The following is an 18,414-nucleotide window of genomic DNA, read 5'->3' on the forward strand; positions in this document are numbered from 1 at the left end:
ATGAACAGGCCTGTAGAGAAATCTATAGAGAAAGAAGCACCCGCCCTATTTAATAGCGGCGGGTGTTTTGTTTGGTATTTTTAATAGTCATCGTTGCTGCGCCGGCTGAAGACTAAGGCTACGAAGGAGCGGATCAGTATGCTTAAATCCAGCCACCAGCTCCAGTTCTCCAAGTAGTAGGTATCGAGCTTAATCTCTTCCTTAAAGGGCAAATTCGGCCACGAGAGCTGCGCTAATTGCGTAAGGCCAAAGATGCCAGGTTTGATGCTAAAGATGCGCTCATTGCCCCGTTTATACTCGGAAACCTGGTCCGGAAAGTGGGGTCGAGGGCCAACCATGCTCATGTCGCCTAAAAGCACATTCCAGAACTGAGGAAGTTCGTCGAGCTTGGTCTTGCGAAGGAAACGGCCGACTGGTGTGACGCGGGGGTCGTTTTTGATCTTATACAAAGGTCCGGTGCGATTATCTTCGTTTATTTCGTTGAGGAGTTTTTCTAAAGTTTGCTGAGCTTCGCTATTGCCGTACTTTTCTCCAACGCTTAAGTGAGTATACATGCTGCGGAACTTGAAGAACGTAAAGTTTCTGCCCCGCCCTACCCGCGTTACGTTATAGAATACCGGCCCAGGGCTATTAAGCTTAATGGCCAGGGCGATTCCCAAAAATACCGGGAGGGTAATGATGATGCAAATTGAACTAAAGATAACATCAGAAACTCTTTTAACAACCCGCCCCCAGCCATCCAGAGGAGTGTGCTTTAGGCTAATTAGAGGAACGCCGCGATAAGTTTGCAGTTCGATAACATTGCGTTGAACTTCGAACAGGCTAGGTATAAAGCTGAAGCTGAGGCCCTTGCTTCGCGCAAGCGTGGCAATGTGCATATTCTGTTCGCGGGTTATGGAAGTATTGGTTTGAATAATTTCGTCTACCGGATTGGCGTCGATAAACGTTTCTAGTTCGAACAGAATTTCATCATGGTGGTCAAACTTGGCGACCACCTGATAGCCGTACCGCTTGCTCTTAAACAAGCTTTCGACAGTTTCTGTTTCCGAGCCTTGGCCGTTGATGATGATCAAGCGCTGCAGGCCGTAATTGTGATGGAACATGATGCGCTTGAAAATTCGCAGCACCAAACGGCCGCCGATGGCAAAGATGATGCCCATCATCCAGGCCGCCAGAATAATAAAACGGGATGGGAAAATGGATTGGTCAAAGAAGAATAAGACAATGGTGAACAACGCGCCCAACGACACGCCTACAAAGATTTTGGTAGCCTGCTGGCGAAACGGCTGCGTGGCGCGAACGTTATACAAGCCAAGGAAGGCAAAGATGATGAGCAGGAAGGGGATGACGCGAATTAGAATCGCGATAAAGCCGCTGAGGCTCAGATCAAAAATAACCGGCCCGACGAGATCGAATCGTTCTAGGTTATAACGGATGTAATAAGCAATTAAGCCAGCTCCGGCCAAGGTGATGGCGTCGACTGGCAAAGAAATAAGGTTGAGTATGAATTCGGCTCTTTTCATAAGTTTGCCTCCATATTTTAACACTATTTGGCTGGTAGAACTAGCTGGGCAGTTAAGCACAAACGTGGTATAATTTAAGCATATTTCCTAGATTTTTTAGGGATTTTATTGAGATTTATTTTAAATGAACCGATTTTCTAACATTGTAATATTTGGCGGCAGTGGCTTTATCGGCGCCCATTTTTCTATTCATTTGTTGGATAATAATTTAGCGGAAAACATCTTCTTGGCCGACATTCTACCTCCTAATTTAGACGCCTTGCCTGCGAAACTAAAACAGTATACGGATAGCGGCAAAGTAAAGTTTGTAAAAGTTGATGTGCGTCAGCCGATTAGCGAACAGATGCCTGCAGAGCTAGGTGGGCAGTCAGAGGGCCAGTTAAATGGTCAGGGCAAAGTTGATTTAGTCGTTAACCTGGCTGCAGTGCACCGCGAACCAGGCCACGAGCGCAACGAATATTTTGATACTAACTTGCCGGGGGCGAATAATGTTTGTGATTGGGCTAGCCAAGTAGACTGCAAGTACATTGTGTTTACCAGTTCCATCGCTGTGTATGGCACAGAAAAAATCGGTCCTAAAACCGAAGATACTACGCCCCAGCCGAATAGTCCGTATGGCGAATCTAAACTAGCTGCAGAAAAAATTCATCGCGACTGGGTTAATGCTCAAGCAGAGCGCAAGTTATTGATTGTGCGTCCTGGCGTAATTTTTGGCACGGGTGAAGGTGGCAACATTACTCGCATGATCAAAGGCATCCGCGGCGGTTACTTTGTATTTTTGGGCAACCAGAACGTGGTAAAGTCCGGCGGTTATGTAAAAGAGCTGGCTAGATCTATGGCCTGGATGATGGATAAGCAGCTTTCCGGCAACATAAAAGAAATGCTTTACAACTTTACTATGAATCCGGCTGCCACAGTTGGCGAATATGCCAATGGCATATTGAAGGCAATGAACTTGCGCAAGCGCATTTGGAATATTCCTTATGGCTTGCTGCTGCCAGTGGCTACTGTTGTCGGCGGCATTAGTAAAGTTTTAAGAATCGATCAGCCGGTTAATAGCGCACGCGTTAAAAAGTTGCTCCGAGAAAACAATATCGTGGCAAAAAAGCTCGAGGATTTAGGATATGAATATCAATATACTTTAGACTCTGCTCTGGCGGACTGGCACCAGGAACATCCTCAGGATTGGGGCGACTAGTTTGAATTTATAATGACAGAACAGGAAAACAACACGATCGTTGTCACGGGCGGCGCCGGCTATATTGGTTCGCATGTCGTGCGTTTGCTGTTGGACAACGGCTTCGATGTAGTTGTTATAGACGACCTCTCCAGCGGCAAGCAAGCAAATTTACCTCCCGGTTTTACACCAGGGGTAAATTTTTTTAATGGCGATTTTGCAGACGGCAAAATTTGGCAACAGATTTACGCTCAAGGCGGGGCAGAGGCGGTGGTGCATTTGGCAGCGAGCATCGATGCAAACGAATCTTTGTCTGAGCGCGAGAAGTACATCGAAAATAACTTTACCAAGACGCAGCAGCTGTTGGATATTTTACAGGACCTGGGCAGGCTTGGCAGCGGGTCGGCTGCTCTGCCTGTTAATCAACCTCAGCCTGTAAAACAGCTTATTTTCGCGTCTACAGCCGCTGTATACGGCGCAACCGGCAGCGAGCCTGTGATGGAAACCGCTTTTTTAAAACCTATGAATCCCTACGGAGAAAGCAAAGTTATGGCCGAACAGGCTATTAACCAAGCTACTCAATTCAAAACTGTTTGTTTGCGCTTCTTCAATGTTGCCGGAACAATAGATACCATTGGGGTGTTGCCGCAGAACCCGCATGGCTTAATAAGCCAGATCTCTGCAGCGGCAAAAGACGGACAAAAAGAATTTTTAATTTACGGAGACGATTACCCAACCCCAGACGGCACTTGCATCCGGGACTTTGTGAATCCGCAAGACATTGCCCGCGCGATTCTGGCCTGTGTGCAGCAGAGCGGTACTTTGCCTCAAAATGCGATTTTCAATGTTGGTACCGGCCATGGCTATTCTGTCTTGCAGATTTTGAATAAGGCCCGCGAGGTTGCAGGTAAGCCAATTCTGAGCCGGGTGGCGGCCAGGCGGGATCAAGAGGTCCCCATCTCGATCTGCGATAATTCGCTTATCAAAAGGACCCTAAATTTCGAATTGCAAAATTCCGATTTAGACACTATACTACGAACTAGTCTATAAACCATAAAGGAGGGGATATGGCCAAGAAGAAGTTTGATAAAGCCAAAACAAAGGCCGAAACAGAAGGCTTGGAGCTGGCGGTATTCTTAGCTTCGAATTTCCGGGCTTTGGAATACGTAGATGTAAACCTGGAGCCGAAAACCACCGTGGGAAAGAAAATTCAGAATTATCTAGATCGCCATTCCGCGCGGAAGCACGAGAATATTCTGCACGGCATTGTCTGTGTAAGGGATGTGTTCAAGAATTCCACCGGCGGCCGGATTCATCTGGTGGCGGGTTTGGAAGGACCGATTGTGGAAGCTGTGTCCAGCGAAGTGATAGGCGAGCCTATCGATTACGAAGCCAAGCATAAGTATCTAAAAAAGCTTGCCGAGCTGGTTGCAGAAAGCAAAGCTCCTAAAGCCGGGAATATTCACTTCCATCTGCTGGAATGCAGCAAAAAGCGGGTGACGCCTGCCAATATACTTCAGCTCATTCGCCGCGATCACGGCATGCAGAACGATTTGCAGCAGATCGCCGATTCCAAAATTTCTGTTTTAATCAATCTTCCCAAAAAACCGTACTGGCGTCCAAATGTGGATAGCGCAATGATCAATCATCTGTTTAGCCACCAGCCGGAACCTTAATTTACACCACCTCTCGAGGTGGTTTTATATTGACTAAAGGCCTAAAATACCCTATAATTTATTGCGATACCGCTGTTTTGAAGCGGCAACAATAATACCATGACTCCAACTTACGAAATCATTTTATTTTACAAATACGTACATATCGATAACCCTGTTCGGCTGATGCGCGAGCAGAAAGAACTGCAGATGCGCCTTGGCTTAAAAGGCCGCAGCATTATCGCCTCCGAAGGCGTCAACATGACTATGGAGGGAACCAGCGAAAACATCGATAAATATTTAGAGGAACTGTTTAAGGACCCTCGTTTTGCAGGTACGCATATTAAGCGCTCTATCGGCACAGGCAATTCTTTTCCTCGTACTTCTGTAAAAGTGCGAAACGAGCTTGTGGCATTAGGTTTGGGCGAGGGGTGCGATATCGACCCAAATAAGCTGACGGGCATTCATTTAAAGCCGGAAGAATTGCACCAGTGGATCGCGGATGGCAAAGAGTTTTATATCATCGACATGCGCAATGCTTACGAGCATCAGGTTGGCTATTTTGAAGGTTCAATTTTGCCGCCGATGAATAACTTCCGCGATTTGCCGAAGTTTATGGATTCTATTAATCATTTAAAAGATAAGACTGTCTTAACGGTGTGTACCGGCGGAGTGCGCTGCGAAAAAGCGTCCGGTTATTTGTTGAGCCAGGGCTTTACGGATGTGTATCAGCTGGACGGCGGCATCGTGTCTTATATGGAGAAATATCCGAACGAAGATTTTATCGGCAAGCTGTATGTGTTTGATAACCGCATCGCCATGGGTTTTTATACCGACGATCCAAAGCATCAGATAGTGGGGAAGTGCACCTTCTGCGGCGTAGCCAGCGAGCGTTACACTAACTGTATTGTGAACGACTGCAATCGCAAGTTTATTGCGTGTTCTGATTGCGAGATTAAGATGGGACAGGAGTTTTTTTGCCCGCCAGAGATTGGGCATAAAGAGAAGACAAGGGTTAGTTAGTAATGTTGCATGCAAAACATTGTCAAGAGAGATTAATAACAATCACTGTTTGGGTTTTTTGTCCACTTAAATGAATACTGTGCAAAAATTAAATCAAGCCACAATTGAAAAACTTAAATATTATGTATATTTGCTCAGGGATCCTCGCACTAAAAAAATATTTTATGTAGGGAAAGGTAGGGGTAATCGAATAAATAACCATAAGCCAGAAACTTTAGTTGCGAACAAAAACACTACCGAAAAGCTGAAAATCATTCGATCGATTCTTAAATCTAAAAGAAGTCCAGAATTGTTAGTACTACGGCATGGGCTTACAGAAATCGAGGCTCTTGAAATTGAATCAGCAGTGATTGATTTGTTGAGTTATGATAAAAAATTGAATTTGACCAATTTAGTAAAGGGACATGGTTCCAATGATCGAGGAATAATGACTTTACAAGACATTAACTTAAAATATCAAGCCGAACCGATTAAAAAGTTTGAACACAATGCAGTGTTGATTACGATTAACCAACTATTTAGGAATTGTAAAACTCCTGAGGATCTATACAATGCTACAAGAAGCTCGTGGAGAATCAGTTTGAGGCGAGCCGGGGAAGTAGAAATTATTTGTGCTACCTATCGAGGAATTATTCGAGAAGTTTATACACCTCGAATTTGGAAACATGATCCTGAAAGGGTTCCTCGATTACTTTTTGAGGGTAAGATTTCCAATAATAAAATTCGTAACATGTACATAAATAAGTCAGTAAAGCATTTGATTAAACAAGGATCTTCCAATCCGATTAAATTTATTAAAATTAAGTAGAGATTTCACAATTAGACTACTTTTACATCGACACTTAACTAAGTTTTTAGATATTGAACCCAGTTTTGCTTTTACCAATTTCACCTCGTCCTTAAATCCATTTAATCAAACCGTTTCTTTGTGAGTTAAATCTATGCCAGGGCCAGAGTAAAATCATAAAATACAGACCTGAAAGCTTCTTATTTAAAACGCTTTTTTACTAGAAATTCAATCTCAAATAGATTAAAATGGTTATATTATGACTCTTGATAAAGCCATTATTTCTTCAATAAAAAATAATAACCTACGGGTATTGCTTGAGGTTATATTAGATGATTACAGCACACTCTTTGAACAGTATATTCTTGGGGTTGAAACTAATGATAATCCGTCCTTGATGCTGAAAACCGATTATGCTAGTTATAGTATATATTTTGATAGCAATGAAAAATCAAATACAAAAATATATGAATCGAATAATAAAATATTTAAAACAATTTGTATTGGTGACGACCTTATTAATAAGGAGTTATTAAAGTACTTTTTACGTAGACAATTTATTGCTGATCAGCAACTTTTCAATTTATACCTTAAACGTGGCAGTGAAATTAAGCCTCATGAAGCCCAGTTAAGAGCACTAGAGAATTTGAAACGTACCAGAGAAGAAGGTTCGGATAAAGCAATAGCAATATTGGCAACTGGGATCGGTAAAACAATTCTGGCAGCTTTAGATGCAAAACAATGCGGAGCAAAAAAAATTCTTTTTATTGTACATATCAATGAAATATTAAAACAAACAAAAGAAACATTTGAAAATGTAATCCCAGAAAAGCAAGATAATTTAGGTTTTTACAATGGAAAAAGCAAAGATACCAATAAAGATATTTTATTTGCCTCAATACAAACTTTAGGAAAACAAAAACACTTAGAAAATTTTACTCCTGATTATTTTGATTACATCATTATAGACGAAACTCACCACACAGCAGCACCTACTTATGCAAAAATATTTTCATATTTCAAACCTAAATTCTTTCTGGGTTTAACTGCAACCCCCGATCGAATGGATCGAAAAGATATTTTGGGATTCTATAATAATAATGTTGTCTTTGAAATGGATCAAGAGCAAGCAATAGAACAAGGATACCTTGCCCCTTTTAAATATTTGGGTTTTAAAGATAGCATCGACTATTCAAACATTTTTTTTAATGGATTTAAATATGACACAAAAGATTTAAATAAACATCTATTGATTGATGAACGAGATCAAGCGATTATTAAAAAGTTTAAGGAAATCGCCAAAGGTAGGAAGACCATCGGTTTTTGTGCTTCAATTGAGCATGCAGAAAGATCGGCTGAAAAGTTTAAAGCAGCAGGTATTAGTGCAATTGCTGTGCACTCTCGTAGTTTAGGCTTCGGAGGTGCTGAAGAGAAAGATAAGTCATTGCTGATTAAATATTTTCGAGATAACAAATGCCAAGTAGCCTTTGTAGTTGATATGTTCAATGAAGGTGTTGATATACCTGATGTTTCTTGTCTATTGTTTTTGCGTCCAACTGAATCCAGAACTATATTTATTCAGCACATGGGTAGAGGTCTGCGTATTGCACCACAAAAAGAAGATGTTTTAATTTTGGATTTTATAGGAAATTACCGTACTGCCAATTTGATTTTGGAAGGCTTAAACATTAAGGGAGGCATTAGGGGGTTAAAGAAAGTAACCCGTGATGGAAAGGATCTATTTGTCTACGACTTGAATGGTTGTGAAATTGTTTTTGACACAGAAGTAGTCGATATTTTTAGAAACAATGAGGTGACTCACACGAAAGATATTAGAAATGATGTTATTAAAGAAGAGTGGCAAGAATATGCTAGCTATTTAGAAAAATGGACAGAAAATAACTTATACTGGAAACGTGGTCAACAAAATCAATACTTCGAAGTTAATTTTGAAGCTTTAAAAATACTTAAAGAAAACCTTGGGATTTCAGAAAAAGAATTTATTAAGAAAATTCAAAAAATTGTTATGGATAAATATCCTCGCAAAAACATGACCGCTGGTTTCCGTGCTCTGTTTTTGAGTAAAATTAGTGGATTTGTAACATTTGAGTCTCCCTTAAAACCCACATCTCCATTCGATGAAATTTATAAAATAACAAGCGACTTCTCTAAAATTGATACCTATAGAGATATACTTACGACTCAATTGGAAAAAATTAATTATTGGAATCCAATATACGGTTCGTACAACAAATATGTAGATACTTCAAATCGCGTGTCGTTTAAAGATTTTAGAATATATCCGTTCTTTTTTATTTACGATGCGTTATTAAAATTAATGGATGAATATGGTTCAAGTCCAAGTGTAACTAAATTTGAATTTAATACCTTTTTAGCTATAACAAAAGAACATTCAGAAACCAAGGAAGTTGTTGAACGAATTCTGCGATTTCGAGATGATGAGGAGAAACAACAGACCCAAAAACTCCTTACCACTAAGAACAAGATTGACCCAAGATTTTATGGAATCATCCATTATAATAAGTACCTAGAGGTCGATAAAAATGGACTAAGTATTAACCCTAAATTTACAGATGAACTAAGGACGCGATTAAAGGCTTTTAACTCTTTATATTCTTCAAAAAAGCTTATTTTATATGAAGAAAACGCTCCTAATCTATACTCTGATATGTTATACTCAATTAGTGACATCTTGGACTATCATAATCAAATGCGGTAGTGGGGTTATAGACTAGTCCCAGAAATAAAAGAGGTTTTAAGTAGTTCTACGAAGCGAGATTTTATGAAAAAAATAAACAAAAATATTACCGCAAAAACTCATCCTGCCCACTACATGATGCACAAGTACTGGGGGAGGAAACCACATAATGTGGTGAGTGATTATATATTAAATTTTACAAAACCTGGCGATATCGTATTAGACCCTTTTATGGGTAGCGGAGTTGTTGTAATTGAATCACTCAAACATAAGCGTAAAGCAATTGGGATAGACCTCAACCCAATGGCTTGTTTTATTGCGCAAAATACTATAAGCAAAGTTGACTTAGAAGACTTCGAAAGGACTTTTTATAATATATTCAAGAAGAATTATGAGAAATTTATCGAATTATATAATACCAAATGTCCAAAGTGTGGTTCAATTGTACCTTTTGAAAATTCAATTTGGGACCATGAATCTTTTTCAAAAGTCAGTGCTACTTGCAGTTCCTGTGGAAAGTTTATTAAGTCGACTGATTCAAGCGATCAAAAAACTTTAAAAGACTCTATAAAACTTTTTAGTAAACTCGATAAAACAAACAAAATATTTTACCCAAAGGATGAAATATTAAAATTTGTCAAAAGAAATGGCAAGAGCAAATTAAGTGAATTTTTTACTGAACGGGCTCTTGTGGTTTTGGGTTCAATTATTAAGGATATTGAGCAGGTTAAAAATGAAAGTACAAAAAATTTAATTTTATTGTGTTTTACATCCATGCTACCCAATGTTTCCAAGATGATCCCAGGTGATGTGCATTCAGTCAATGGTAAATCCGGATGGGTTATTAGTAAACTATGGGCTCCTAAAGTACATACTGAAAAAAATGTTTTCAATAGTTTTAAGCACCGGTTTCTAAAGATAAAAAAAGGTAAAGAAGAAATTGCAGGAATTTTTGATCCCAAGAATGCGCAAATTTTAAATGTAGATGCAACTAACTTAAAGGTAGTCAAATCTTCTTCTGTAGATTACATATTTACTGACCCCCCGTACGGTGACAGTATTGCATACTTTGGACTTAGTATGTTTTGGAATGGGTGGCTTAAAAATAAAGTAAATTATGAAGGTGAAATTATTTACGATCCATATCGTAATAAAAAATACGAAGATTATTCGTCTAGAATGGCAAAAGTGTATTCCGAATTGCATAGAGTTTTAAAAGATGGTAAATATCTTTCTTTTACTTTCCATAACAGAAATTTAAACATATGGAAAGCTGTGATGGATGCTGTAACCAGTGGCGGTTTTCATCTTGTGAATGTTGTTTATCAGGAACAAGCAGTTACCTCTGGAACTCAAGGCATAAATCGAAACAATACACTGAGAGGAGATTTTGTCTATAATTTTCAGAAAAACTCTAAAATAAAACCCGTAGAAAAGAAAATAGATCACAGAGACAATGAGACTGAAATTATTAAAAAAGTAAAGTTTTGGATATCGAATAATGAAGGTTTCATGTCATCAGATTCTCTGTACGAGAAACTGATTCCTTTCATCGTGGAAAAGAATTTATATTCAGATAATCAAGGGCGGGTTACTAATATCGAAGGTTTGTTAAAGCAGAACTTTAAATATAAGCAAAATCGATCTAAAGAATATGGCTGGCAAGAAAGATAATTTAAAAATAATTGACTTATTTGCTGGAGTAGGAGGAATTTCTACTGGCTTTAAAAGGGCTGGTTTTGATGTTGTATCTGCTAATGAATACAATTCTGAGATTGCTGATACTTATATAAAAAATCATCCAGGTACAAAAGTGATAGTCGAAGATATAACCAAGGTTAAAACCTCTGACTTACTCAATGGAGAAAAAAAGATTGATGTCATTGTTGGTGGACCACCATGCCAAGGGTTTAGTATGGCAGGACGTAGAATTCGCAATAGCGGAGCCTTTTTAAATGATCCCAGAAATGAACTATTCAAAGAATTTATTAGAGTTGTAAAAGATATTCAACCTAAGATATTTGTAATGGAGAATGTCGCTGCCATGCTTAATATACACAATGGTGCTATACGGGATGAAATAATAAACAGATTTGAAGAGCTGGGCTATAAGACTAAGGTACATGTACTTTTAGCAGCAGAATATGGGGTACCCCAACTTAGAAAAAGGGCAGTATTTATTGGTAATAAAATAGGGATAGATCCTGACGAACTTTTTCCAGAAAAAACACATGGAAACGATAGAAAAAATCCATATGTGACTATAGCTGAATCAATTTTAGATTTGCCAAAAGTTAATGCAGGCTCTGGTAGTTTTGAATCATCTTATCTGCCCTCTAAAAAACTTACCCCTTATCAAAAAGCAAGAAGGGGCAAAAGTAGAAAGCTATACAACCATCAAGCTACTCAGCATGACCTTCGTATTATTGATATACTAAAAAATATCAAAGAAGGCGAAGGAAGATCTAGTATTCCCTCAAAACTTCAAACTAAATCCGTGCACAGCGGTGCTTTTGGCAGGCTAGATAGAAATAAACCAGCTTATACAATTACTACTAGATTTGATACGCCATCTGTTGGTCGTGTTACTCATCCAACCCAACATAGGGCTCTGACACCTAGAGAGGCTGCTAGAATACAATCGTTTGACGATAGCTTTATCTTTTATGGGAGTAAAAGTTCAATTGGCACACAAATTGGGAATGCTGTGCCACCATTATTAGCTGAGGCGATAGCCAGCAGAATCTCTAAAGTTTTAAATAAATATGATAAATAATTATCAAAGATTTCTTGATGAAAAAAATGGTAGTAATTTCTGGCGAAAAGCCAAACAGAAAGAATATACTACCGACACTGTTAACAAAATTCATCAAGAATTAACAGTTAACTTCAAAAAACTCACTACTCGCAATAGTATTACATTGCGTTATTTAGGTTTCGTAATAAATCTGGGTGGTGATAAATTAAAACTATCAAATGCCGGAGAGACTTTTATTAATTCTCCATACAAACAGAAAATACTCGATGAACAATTAATGAAAGTGTATCTGGATGCACCTTTTATTAATAATAAAGTTTCCATCAAGATCGCCCCAATGGAGGTATTATTACAATTACTTTATATTGTTGGTAATATTACTTTTGAGGAATACGCACTTTTTGTATGCTGGATAAATAAAAAGATCGAGATTCCCACTGTTGTTAAGCTATTGCGTGGTTATAGGCACGCCAAAGACAAAACGCCTTACCAAGATATATTTGCACAAAAAGCATACGAATTAGGGATTACGGACTTCCATGATAACGTCAAACGCTTTTTTGATATGCTCTCAACCTCTTCATATATAGAAAAAGATAAGAAAAATAATATAGCCTCAAATCTTTCAAAGAAAGATATTAAAGTTATTCTAAGTAGTTTTTCTCATAGGGACTTTAGTGGTAAAGGATATTATGAATACCTTACCACAAATGATGGGTGGCAATTTTATTCATCGAATCCGAATTATCAAAGGATTTTTGATACATTACAAAAGAAATCAACACAAGAACAGAGTGACATTTTTGAGCAAATAGTTGGTGTTGACCAATTACCAAAACTTGAAGAAGTGAATCCTCAGCTTGTCGATATAACGATTAGTCCGTCGTTAAGAACTAAGTCTACGGAAAGAATTAAGAGTGCAGTTGGAAATAAAATTGACTATACAGAAAGAGACGCAAACAATAAAATTGTGGGTGATTTTGCTGAGCAAGTCGTAATTAAATACGAAAAAGAAAATTTACTAATTCTGGGTAAGAAGAAATTCGCAGGTCAAGTAACCCAAGTGTCACTGGAATCAGATAGCTACGGCTATGATGTACTATCATACAATAAATCAGGTAAAGAAAAACACATAGAGGTTAAAGCGGTTAAGGGTAAACCAAATTCTTCTTTCCGTTTCTTCATATCAGAAAATGAAATCGCCGTAGCTAAATCAGACAAGAATTATCATTTGTATGTAGTGTTCGATTATATGTCCCAATCCCCATGTATCTACAAAATGATAAATCCATTTTTAAATAAAATTCCAGGGGTAACTATTACACCTGTTAAGTACCAAGTGTTAGTAGAAGTGAAGAAGTAGTCAGCTTGAAATTCCCTAGGGACTAAGCTTGTTTTATCATCCCTTTTTTCTATCCGAGTCATTCGTTTCACTTGGTTGATTAGTACTTTTCCTGGATCTTTTGCTATAATACAACTACAAATTAACAAATATCAAGAGTGCGGATAGGGAACCAGCCCTGTGACCCGCCGGCAACCTAGCCTTAATCAATTTAGGCCAAGGTGCTACGTCTGGCCCTGCTATCAGGGAAAGATATCCGTTTTAAAAAGTATCCTTCTCTCGGTCTTTCCCTGATAGACAAGAAAGGATATTTTTTATGTCTCAGCAATTGAGAACAGCCGAATTTGTTTCTCCTAAGCATCCCGATAAAATCTGCGACTATATTGCAGACCGAATCCTAGATGAGCACCTTAAACTAGACCCCCATGCGCGCGTGGCAGTAGAAGTAATGGGTGGTCATGGCCTCATTACTCATAATGGCGAAATAACTAGTAACGCCCAAATAGATTATGAACAAGTCGTTAAAGACATTGTTGGTAGCGAATACAAAGTTATATTTAACATCGCCCAGCAAAGTCCAGAGATTGCCCGCGGGGTGGATATTGGAGGCGCGGGGGATCAGGGGATCATGGTGGGTTATGCCTGCAGTAATACCCCAGACAATATGCCGCTAGAGTACAGTTTAGCTCGCCAGCTGTGCCAAGATATTTATAAGCAATATCCTTATGACGGGAAAGTTCAGGTGACTGTAGATTATGGCGGCGCAGGGGCGGCGAATTCCGCAGCGGATAATTCTGACAGCAGTAATTTTAAAATAACCTGCGTCGTAGCAAGCTTTCAAAATTCAAAATCAAGCGAACTGGAAGAGCTGGTGCGCAGCTTAATTGCTGCCGACAGGTATTTGATCAATCCAGCGGGGCAGTGGAGCCAAGGCGGGTTTGATGCCGACTCCGGCTTATCCGGCCGCAAGCTGGTGGTGGATGCCTATGGTCCTCATGTTCCAATCGGCGGCGGGTCATTTAGCGGTAAAGATTACACTAAAGTCGACCGCAGCGGTGCTTACTATGCGCGCAAGGTGGCAGTTGATTTATTAAGCAAGCAAATTGCCGCACAGGCAAATTCAAACCCGCAAAGTCTTCCTCAAGAAGTTCTTGTAAAAATCGCCTATGCCATCGGCGTTGCCAAGCCTGTGATGGCAACTGCCTATTTTACCTACCCTGACGGCATTAATCTCGCTGACGGCTCAAAAAACGGCCTGTGGCAAGACATTTCCCATCTGTACGACTTCTCGCCCAAGGCCATTTGCGAAATCTTAGATTTAGCCAGGCCTCAATACGCCGAGCTGAGCCAGTGGGGTCATTTCGGGCGGGGGAATGTGTGGGACAGACCGTTTACCGAAACTTTATAAAATCTTGATCGGGGCTTGAAGTGGTTTTCGCTATACTTGTGTTGGTCGACTAATCAACCATTGTCTTTTTGACGCTGTGGCACAATGTGCTACACTAATGATAACTAAATTTATTCTTTAGGCTATGAGACAGACTATGAATATTTCGGTTTCGCCGAAGTTAAAAAAAGCCATCGAGGCTGCAGTGCAAAAGGGTGGATACACTAGCAAAAGCGAGTTTTTGCGTGACATTTTTCGTGCATGGGAAGAGCAGCAGATATTAAAAGATGTTAGGCAGAGCGAAAGAGAGTTTGCAGCGGGTAAAGGGAAGATATTAAAATCACTCAGAGACTTGCGGTAACACCGCTTCATCCAAGTTTGGATACACATAAACTCAGTGGAGAGCTTGATGGCTTTTGGTCGTTTTCTATCAATTATCGTTATAGAATAATTTTTGAATTTATACCAGACGGATCAGTGCGCTTTCATGCTGTGGGCGGACATGAAGTTTATAAATGAACCGCTGATTTTGTGCTAAAATTCAACCATGAAACCCTTTGCCAAACTCTCTAAATTGAAGGCGGGCGACACTGTAGGTATCGTTTCGCCGTCATTTGCCGCGCCCGGCATGTGGCCGCATATGTACGAGCTCGGACTCAAGCGAGTGCGAGAAGTTTTTGGTTTAAATCCCATTGACTATCCGGCAACTGCTAAACTGGGCGCATCTAGCCAAGAGCGCACCGCCGACTTAGTGGCAGCTTTTACCGATCCACAGGTTAAGGCAGTTATTGCCTCTTTAGGCGGGGACGACCAAGTGACTTATGTTAAAAACATTTCTCCAGAGCCCTTCGTGCAAAACCCTAAGCCTTACTTTGGTTATAGCGACAACACGCATTTTATGAACTTCCTTTGGCTCAACGGCATTCCTTCGTATTACGGCGGCTCCATTTTTACGCAGTACGCCATGCAGAACAAGATGGATGAGTTTACAGTTAAATATTTAAAGCTTGCTTTGTTTGAAGAATCTCAAGAAGTGGAACTCACTTTTAGCCCCGTCTTTAACGACGTGGGCTTGCAGTGGAATGATCCGGAAACCATTAATATGACCCGCGAGTACGAACCTAACGAAGGCTGGTATTGGGACGGTGCAGCAGGCGAGGCGAAAGGAATCACCTGGGGCGGGTGCTTGGAATCGATCGACGAAATCTTGCGCCACGGCGTAGCGACTCCAGCTTTAGAAGATTTCGATAATATTATTTTATTCCTAGAAACTTCCGAAGAAATGCCTGATGCGAGGTACGTCCGCCGAGTTTTACGCGCACTAGGTGAGCGGGGAGTGTTGGCTCGCGTGCAAGGCGTGCTCGTAGGCCGGCCCAAGGCATGGCATTTTGGCAGAGAGAAAACTCCGGAAGAAAAACAAGTCCACCGAGCAGAACAGCGAGAGACTTTTGTTAAAGTCATTAGGGATTATAACAAGACGGTGCCGATTGTTCAGAATATGGACTTCGGTCACACCGATCCGCAGATCTGCTTGCCTTACGGCGGGGAAGCGCGTATTGACTGCACTAATAAAAAGGTGTTCGTAAAGTTTTAGCTTATGCCGGCAAAAGTGTACGGTACAGACAGCAGATATTTAGGAAAGCAAAGAGGTTTGTTTAATGTTCAGAATTACTTGTACTTAAGTACTGGCCTAACTTTTTGGCTCATAGTTGCTTTCATCTTTTTGTATGGGATGACCACCGAAAGGTCTCTGTTGTTGAAAATACTCTTGCCTTTGTTTATGGGTGCCGGAAGCCTGTGTTTGTGGTTGGCTTTCAAAAAATTAGGCAAGGTTATAAATTATGAAAAAGGGCAGAGCGGAGAACGAGAAGTATTGAAAGTTTTGCAAAGCCTTCCAAGCAATTATGCTGTATTCTGCGATCTGCTCATCGGCGGCAAAAGAGGCAATATTGATTATGTTGTTTCTGGTCCCAAAGGATTCTTCGCTGTTGAGGTAAAGAATTGGCAACATGCCAATGGCCGTTATTTAGATGAAGCTATCGAACAGACCATGAGGGGAACGCTGCAAGTTCACAAATATTTGTCCGGAATTAATAAAAGTCCGATATTCATTCAAGGGATACTGGTCATTGCCGGCGGGAACAATTCAGTACAAACCAGAATGATCGGCCATACTTTACTGATCCATAAGGACAAGTTGGTGGATTACCTTATCAGCCAGAAGGACGTTGCTTATCAGAGCCAGGTCATTCATCTAGAAAATCATTTAGCCCACTTTACAAGCCACAACGTGGTTTAGGTAGAGAAATAGCGCTTAAACAAGCGCTATTTTAGCATTATAAACATTGACAAAAGTACTTTAATATGGTACTATTTTGAGTCAGTAAAACATATACAGGAGGCACTATGGATCGTAAGTTTCAGATTCAACAGGACAAGATCGCATTGCGATCGTTCGTTGATAATTTCCATTGGTCTTCTGGTCTTAGCGACGAAGAAGCCAAGCTCAATCTGCACGACGGATTGCGGGAAATTGTTTATGGCAATGGTTATCATGCAGGCAATGCTTTGCTGGTTACCAAAAACGGTTACATCATCACGTGCTATCATTGCATCTTTGATTATCAGACTAGGCCTGTGTTTATCCGTTCTCTGGATGGCAAAGGCTATCGCATAGAAAAGATCTGCGGTTACAGCACGAGCAATGACATTGCTTTAGCAAAAATTGCTTTGGAAGGGCCGGCAGAACCGATTCGTTACCGGTTTGCTGTAAAGCACGACATCGAACAGCGATTCGTGGTGGATCTGTTAGTGAGAATAGAAAACCGGCTCAAGAAAAAAACCGGTGTCATTCATTTTCCCATGTTAAGCACTTATAAAAATCGGGGACAGGCTATTCGCAATGAAGATCTTCGCAATCAGGTAGCCATTCATATGAACGGCCAGCCTGGAGATTCTGGCGGAATTATCACCACGGAACGCTCGGAGATTTACGGCGTGCTTGCATCCAGGTCTTACCGGTTTAGGGTTAATCCTTTAACTGGCGTAAAGTATGACGAGCAGGTCGTGGCCACATGTACGTTTTGGTTCGAAGCCTTGGGTATAATCCAGAAGGTAATCGGATATCGGTAGAAATAGGAGAAAAAGATGAAAGGTATCATTAACGATCTGTACAGCTCCGTCGTAGACGGAGTGACCCAGCTTGGCGATGAATTTAAACTGATGTCAGCGCACATGGAGGCGGATTTTAAAGAATTCACTCAGGAGCTGGGTATTGGCTACTTTTCAAAGCTGAGCCGCGAGCAACTGCAGCTGGACAAAGCTGCATTGGCGGAATTCGCCAATAACTTTTACTGGGGAAATTTTCTTTCTGACCAAGAAGCGAAGACTAACCTAGAACGCGGTATTGTGGAAATTGTCGGCGAGGGCGGCGGCCATTCTTCCAATGGTCTGCTTATTACCCGCAACGGCTATGTTATTACGAGTCACCATTGCGTGGATGACCTGCACAAAGGCCGGTTATTTGTCCGGCGAGATAATGGCCAGTTTTATCGGATCACGAAGGTTGTTTTTGCCGGCAAAGGCAGCGATATCGCTTTGGTGAAAGCCGACAAGGGCGGTCCTGCGGAAGCGATTCGCTATCGTTTTGCTCCCAAGTTCGACATTGCCCAGGAGTTTCCGGTGGCCCATTACTCTTACTGGAACCAACGGCTAAAGAAAATTTTTGGCATCGTTCGTAACCCTAAATTGCGTAAGGTCCGTGCTTTGGGCAAAGAATTCCCTTACGGCAATCAAGTGGAGGTTTCCATGAAGACTATCTGTGGTGATTCCGGGGGAATAGTCGCCACAAAGAACTCCGAGATTTATGGAGTAGTTTCTACAGGCAATGCCAAGGATGTCGACATTACCTATTGTACGTTTTGGTTCGAGGCCATCGCTATTATCAACGGCCTCATCAATTACAAGAAGAAAGCCGAGGCCAAGCATAGCTAAGGATGAAAAATATAGAGCTCGATTTACGAGCTCTTTTTATTTTTCCCAAT

General features: G+C 40.6%; 17 protein-coding genes and 1 riboswitch. Of the genes, 16 read left to right on the plus strand and 1 reads right to left on the minus strand.

All coding sequences use genetic code 11. The annotated features are described in order from the left end of the window. Nucleotides 1–80: 80 nt before the first annotated feature. Complete coding sequence (locus IPM19_01935; protein ID QQS23305.1) at nucleotides 81–1,523, minus strand: sugar transferase; 1,443 nt, start codon at nucleotides 1,521–1,523, stop codon at nucleotides 81–83. A 124-nt stretch (nucleotides 1,524–1,647) separates the two neighbouring features. Here IPM19_01935 and IPM19_01940 point away from each other — a divergent pair, with 124 nt between their 5' ends. The 16 genes from IPM19_01940 to IPM19_02015 all read left to right on the plus strand — a co-directional run bounded on the left by IPM19_01940 (nucleotide 1,648) and on the right by IPM19_02015 (nucleotide 18,364). Beyond that, nucleotides 1,648–2,721, plus strand: a complete 1,074-nt coding sequence (locus tag IPM19_01940) for an NAD(P)-dependent oxidoreductase (GenBank protein ID QQS23306.1) — start codon at nucleotides 1,648–1,650, stop codon at nucleotides 2,719–2,721. A gap of 12 nt (nucleotides 2,722–2,733) precedes the next feature. Further along, on the plus strand, nucleotides 2,734–3,750 hold the full coding sequence (gene galE, locus IPM19_01945) for a UDP-glucose 4-epimerase GalE (GenBank protein QQS23307.1): 1,017 nt from the start codon (nucleotides 2,734–2,736) through the stop codon (nucleotides 3,748–3,750). Between the two features lie 17 nt (nucleotides 3,751–3,767). Continuing rightward, entirely contained in the window at nucleotides 3,768–4,376 is a 609-nt protein-coding gene (locus tag IPM19_01950) for a hypothetical protein (GenBank protein ID QQS23308.1), read from the plus strand. 99 nt (nucleotides 4,377–4,475) lie between these two features. Then, a complete protein-coding gene (locus IPM19_01955) occupies nucleotides 4,476–5,378 on the plus strand; it encodes a rhodanese-related sulfurtransferase (GenBank protein QQS23309.1) in 903 nt (300 codons plus the stop codon). 70 nt (nucleotides 5,379–5,448) lie between these two features. Next, the gene (locus tag IPM19_01960) at nucleotides 5,449–6,186 is read left to right on the plus strand and encodes a hypothetical protein (GenBank protein QQS23310.1); all 738 of its coding nucleotides are present in this window, start codon (nucleotides 5,449–5,451) and stop codon (nucleotides 6,184–6,186) included. Nucleotides 6,187–6,424: 238 nt separating this feature from the next. Then, on the plus strand, nucleotides 6,425–8,905 hold the full coding sequence (locus IPM19_01965) for a DEAD/DEAH box helicase (GenBank protein ID QQS23311.1): 2,481 nt from the start codon (nucleotides 6,425–6,427) through the stop codon (nucleotides 8,903–8,905). 63 nt (nucleotides 8,906–8,968) lie between these two features. After that, entirely contained in the window at nucleotides 8,969–10,558 is a 1,590-nt protein-coding gene (locus tag IPM19_01970; protein QQS23312.1) for a DNA adenine methylase, read from the plus strand. Continuing rightward, the gene (locus IPM19_01975; protein ID QQS23313.1) at nucleotides 10,539–11,660 is read left to right on the plus strand and encodes a DNA cytosine methyltransferase; all 1,122 of its coding nucleotides are present in this window, start codon (nucleotides 10,539–10,541) and stop codon (nucleotides 11,658–11,660) included. Before IPM19_01970 ends, IPM19_01975 begins: the two co-directional genes overlap by 20 nt. Then, complete coding sequence (locus IPM19_01980; GenBank protein ID QQS23314.1) at nucleotides 11,650–13,005, plus strand: DUF3883 domain-containing protein; 1,356 nt, start codon at nucleotides 11,650–11,652, stop codon at nucleotides 13,003–13,005. The genes IPM19_01975 and IPM19_01980 overlap by 11 nt, the downstream gene beginning before the upstream one ends. Before the next feature lie 125 nt (nucleotides 13,006–13,130). After that, nucleotides 13,131–13,243, plus strand: a riboswitch (SAM riboswitch). Between the two features lie 57 nt (nucleotides 13,244–13,300). Beyond that, a complete protein-coding gene (locus IPM19_01985; protein ID QQS23315.1) occupies nucleotides 13,301–14,392 on the plus strand; it encodes a methionine adenosyltransferase domain-containing protein in 1,092 nt (363 codons plus the stop codon). 124 nt (nucleotides 14,393–14,516) lie between these two features. Continuing rightward, nucleotides 14,517–14,732 (plus strand): ribbon-helix-helix protein, CopG family, encoded by a 216-nt coding sequence (locus tag IPM19_01990; protein ID QQS23316.1) that lies wholly within the window; start codon nucleotides 14,517–14,519, stop codon nucleotides 14,730–14,732. Then, nucleotides 14,705–14,890, plus strand: a complete 186-nt coding sequence (locus tag IPM19_01995) for a type II toxin-antitoxin system RelE/ParE family toxin (protein QQS23413.1) — start codon at nucleotides 14,705–14,707, stop codon at nucleotides 14,888–14,890. Before IPM19_01990 ends, IPM19_01995 begins: the two co-directional genes overlap by 28 nt. Before the next feature lie 28 nt (nucleotides 14,891–14,918). Then, nucleotides 14,919–15,965: an LD-carboxypeptidase gene (locus IPM19_02000; GenBank protein ID QQS23317.1), complete on the plus strand. Its 1,047-nt coding sequence runs from the start codon at nucleotides 14,919–14,921 to the stop codon at nucleotides 15,963–15,965. 3 nt (nucleotides 15,966–15,968) lie between these two features. Further along, the gene (locus IPM19_02005; protein QQS23318.1) at nucleotides 15,969–16,670 is read left to right on the plus strand and encodes an NERD domain-containing protein; all 702 of its coding nucleotides are present in this window, start codon (nucleotides 15,969–15,971) and stop codon (nucleotides 16,668–16,670) included. A gap of 107 nt (nucleotides 16,671–16,777) precedes the next feature. Further along, nucleotides 16,778–17,503, plus strand: a complete 726-nt coding sequence (locus IPM19_02010; protein QQS23319.1) for a trypsin-like peptidase domain-containing protein — start codon at nucleotides 16,778–16,780, stop codon at nucleotides 17,501–17,503. 15 nt (nucleotides 17,504–17,518) lie between these two features. Beyond that, complete coding sequence (locus IPM19_02015; protein QQS23320.1) at nucleotides 17,519–18,364, plus strand: trypsin-like peptidase domain-containing protein; 846 nt, start codon at nucleotides 17,519–17,521, stop codon at nucleotides 18,362–18,364. Nucleotides 18,365–18,414 lie beyond the last annotated feature (50 nt).

The organism is bacterium (assembly GCA_016699995.1).
Classification (GTDB): Bacteria; Patescibacteriota; Doudnabacteria; order UBA920; family UBA920; genus UBA920.

Bases quoted from the DNA above. Each gene is read 5' to 3' on its own strand.
- IPM19_02015 (QQS23320.1), top strand. From the start codon at position 17,519: ATGAAAGGTATCATTAACGATCTGTACAGCTCCGTCGTAGACGGAGTG.
- IPM19_01980 (QQS23314.1), top strand. From the start codon at position 11,650: ATGATAAATAATTATCAAAGATTTCTTGATGAAAAAAATGGTAGTAAT.
- IPM19_01950 (QQS23308.1), top strand. From the start codon at position 3,768: ATGGCCAAGAAGAAGTTTGATAAAGCCAAAACAAAGGCCGAAACAGAA.
- IPM19_01990 (QQS23316.1), top strand. From the start codon at position 14,517: ATGAGACAGACTATGAATATTTCGGTTTCGCCGAAGTTAAAAAAAGCC.
- IPM19_01940 (QQS23306.1), top strand. From the start codon at position 1,648: ATGAACCGATTTTCTAACATTGTAATATTTGGCGGCAGTGGCTTTATC.
- IPM19_02000 (QQS23317.1), top strand. From the start codon at position 14,919: ATGAAACCCTTTGCCAAACTCTCTAAATTGAAGGCGGGCGACACTGTA.
- IPM19_01970 (QQS23312.1), top strand. From the start codon at position 8,969: ATGAAAAAAATAAACAAAAATATTACCGCAAAAACTCATCCTGCCCAC.
- IPM19_01960 (QQS23310.1), top strand. From the start codon at position 5,449: ATGAATACTGTGCAAAAATTAAATCAAGCCACAATTGAAAAACTTAAA.
- IPM19_01985 (QQS23315.1), top strand. From the start codon at position 13,301: ATGTCTCAGCAATTGAGAACAGCCGAATTTGTTTCTCCTAAGCATCCC.
- IPM19_01975 (QQS23313.1), top strand. From the start codon at position 10,539: ATGGCTGGCAAGAAAGATAATTTAAAAATAATTGACTTATTTGCTGGA.
- IPM19_02010 (QQS23319.1), top strand. From the start codon at position 16,778: ATGGATCGTAAGTTTCAGATTCAACAGGACAAGATCGCATTGCGATCG.
- IPM19_02005 (QQS23318.1), top strand. From the start codon at position 15,969: ATGCCGGCAAAAGTGTACGGTACAGACAGCAGATATTTAGGAAAGCAA.
- galE (QQS23307.1), top strand. From the start codon at position 2,734: ATGACAGAACAGGAAAACAACACGATCGTTGTCACGGGCGGCGCCGGC.
- IPM19_01955 (QQS23309.1), top strand. From the start codon at position 4,476: ATGACTCCAACTTACGAAATCATTTTATTTTACAAATACGTACATATC.
- IPM19_01935 (QQS23305.1), bottom strand. From the start codon at position 1,523: ATGAAAAGAGCCGAATTCATACTCAACCTTATTTCTTTGCCAGTCGAC.
- IPM19_01965 (QQS23311.1), top strand. From the start codon at position 6,425: ATGACTCTTGATAAAGCCATTATTTCTTCAATAAAAAATAATAACCTA.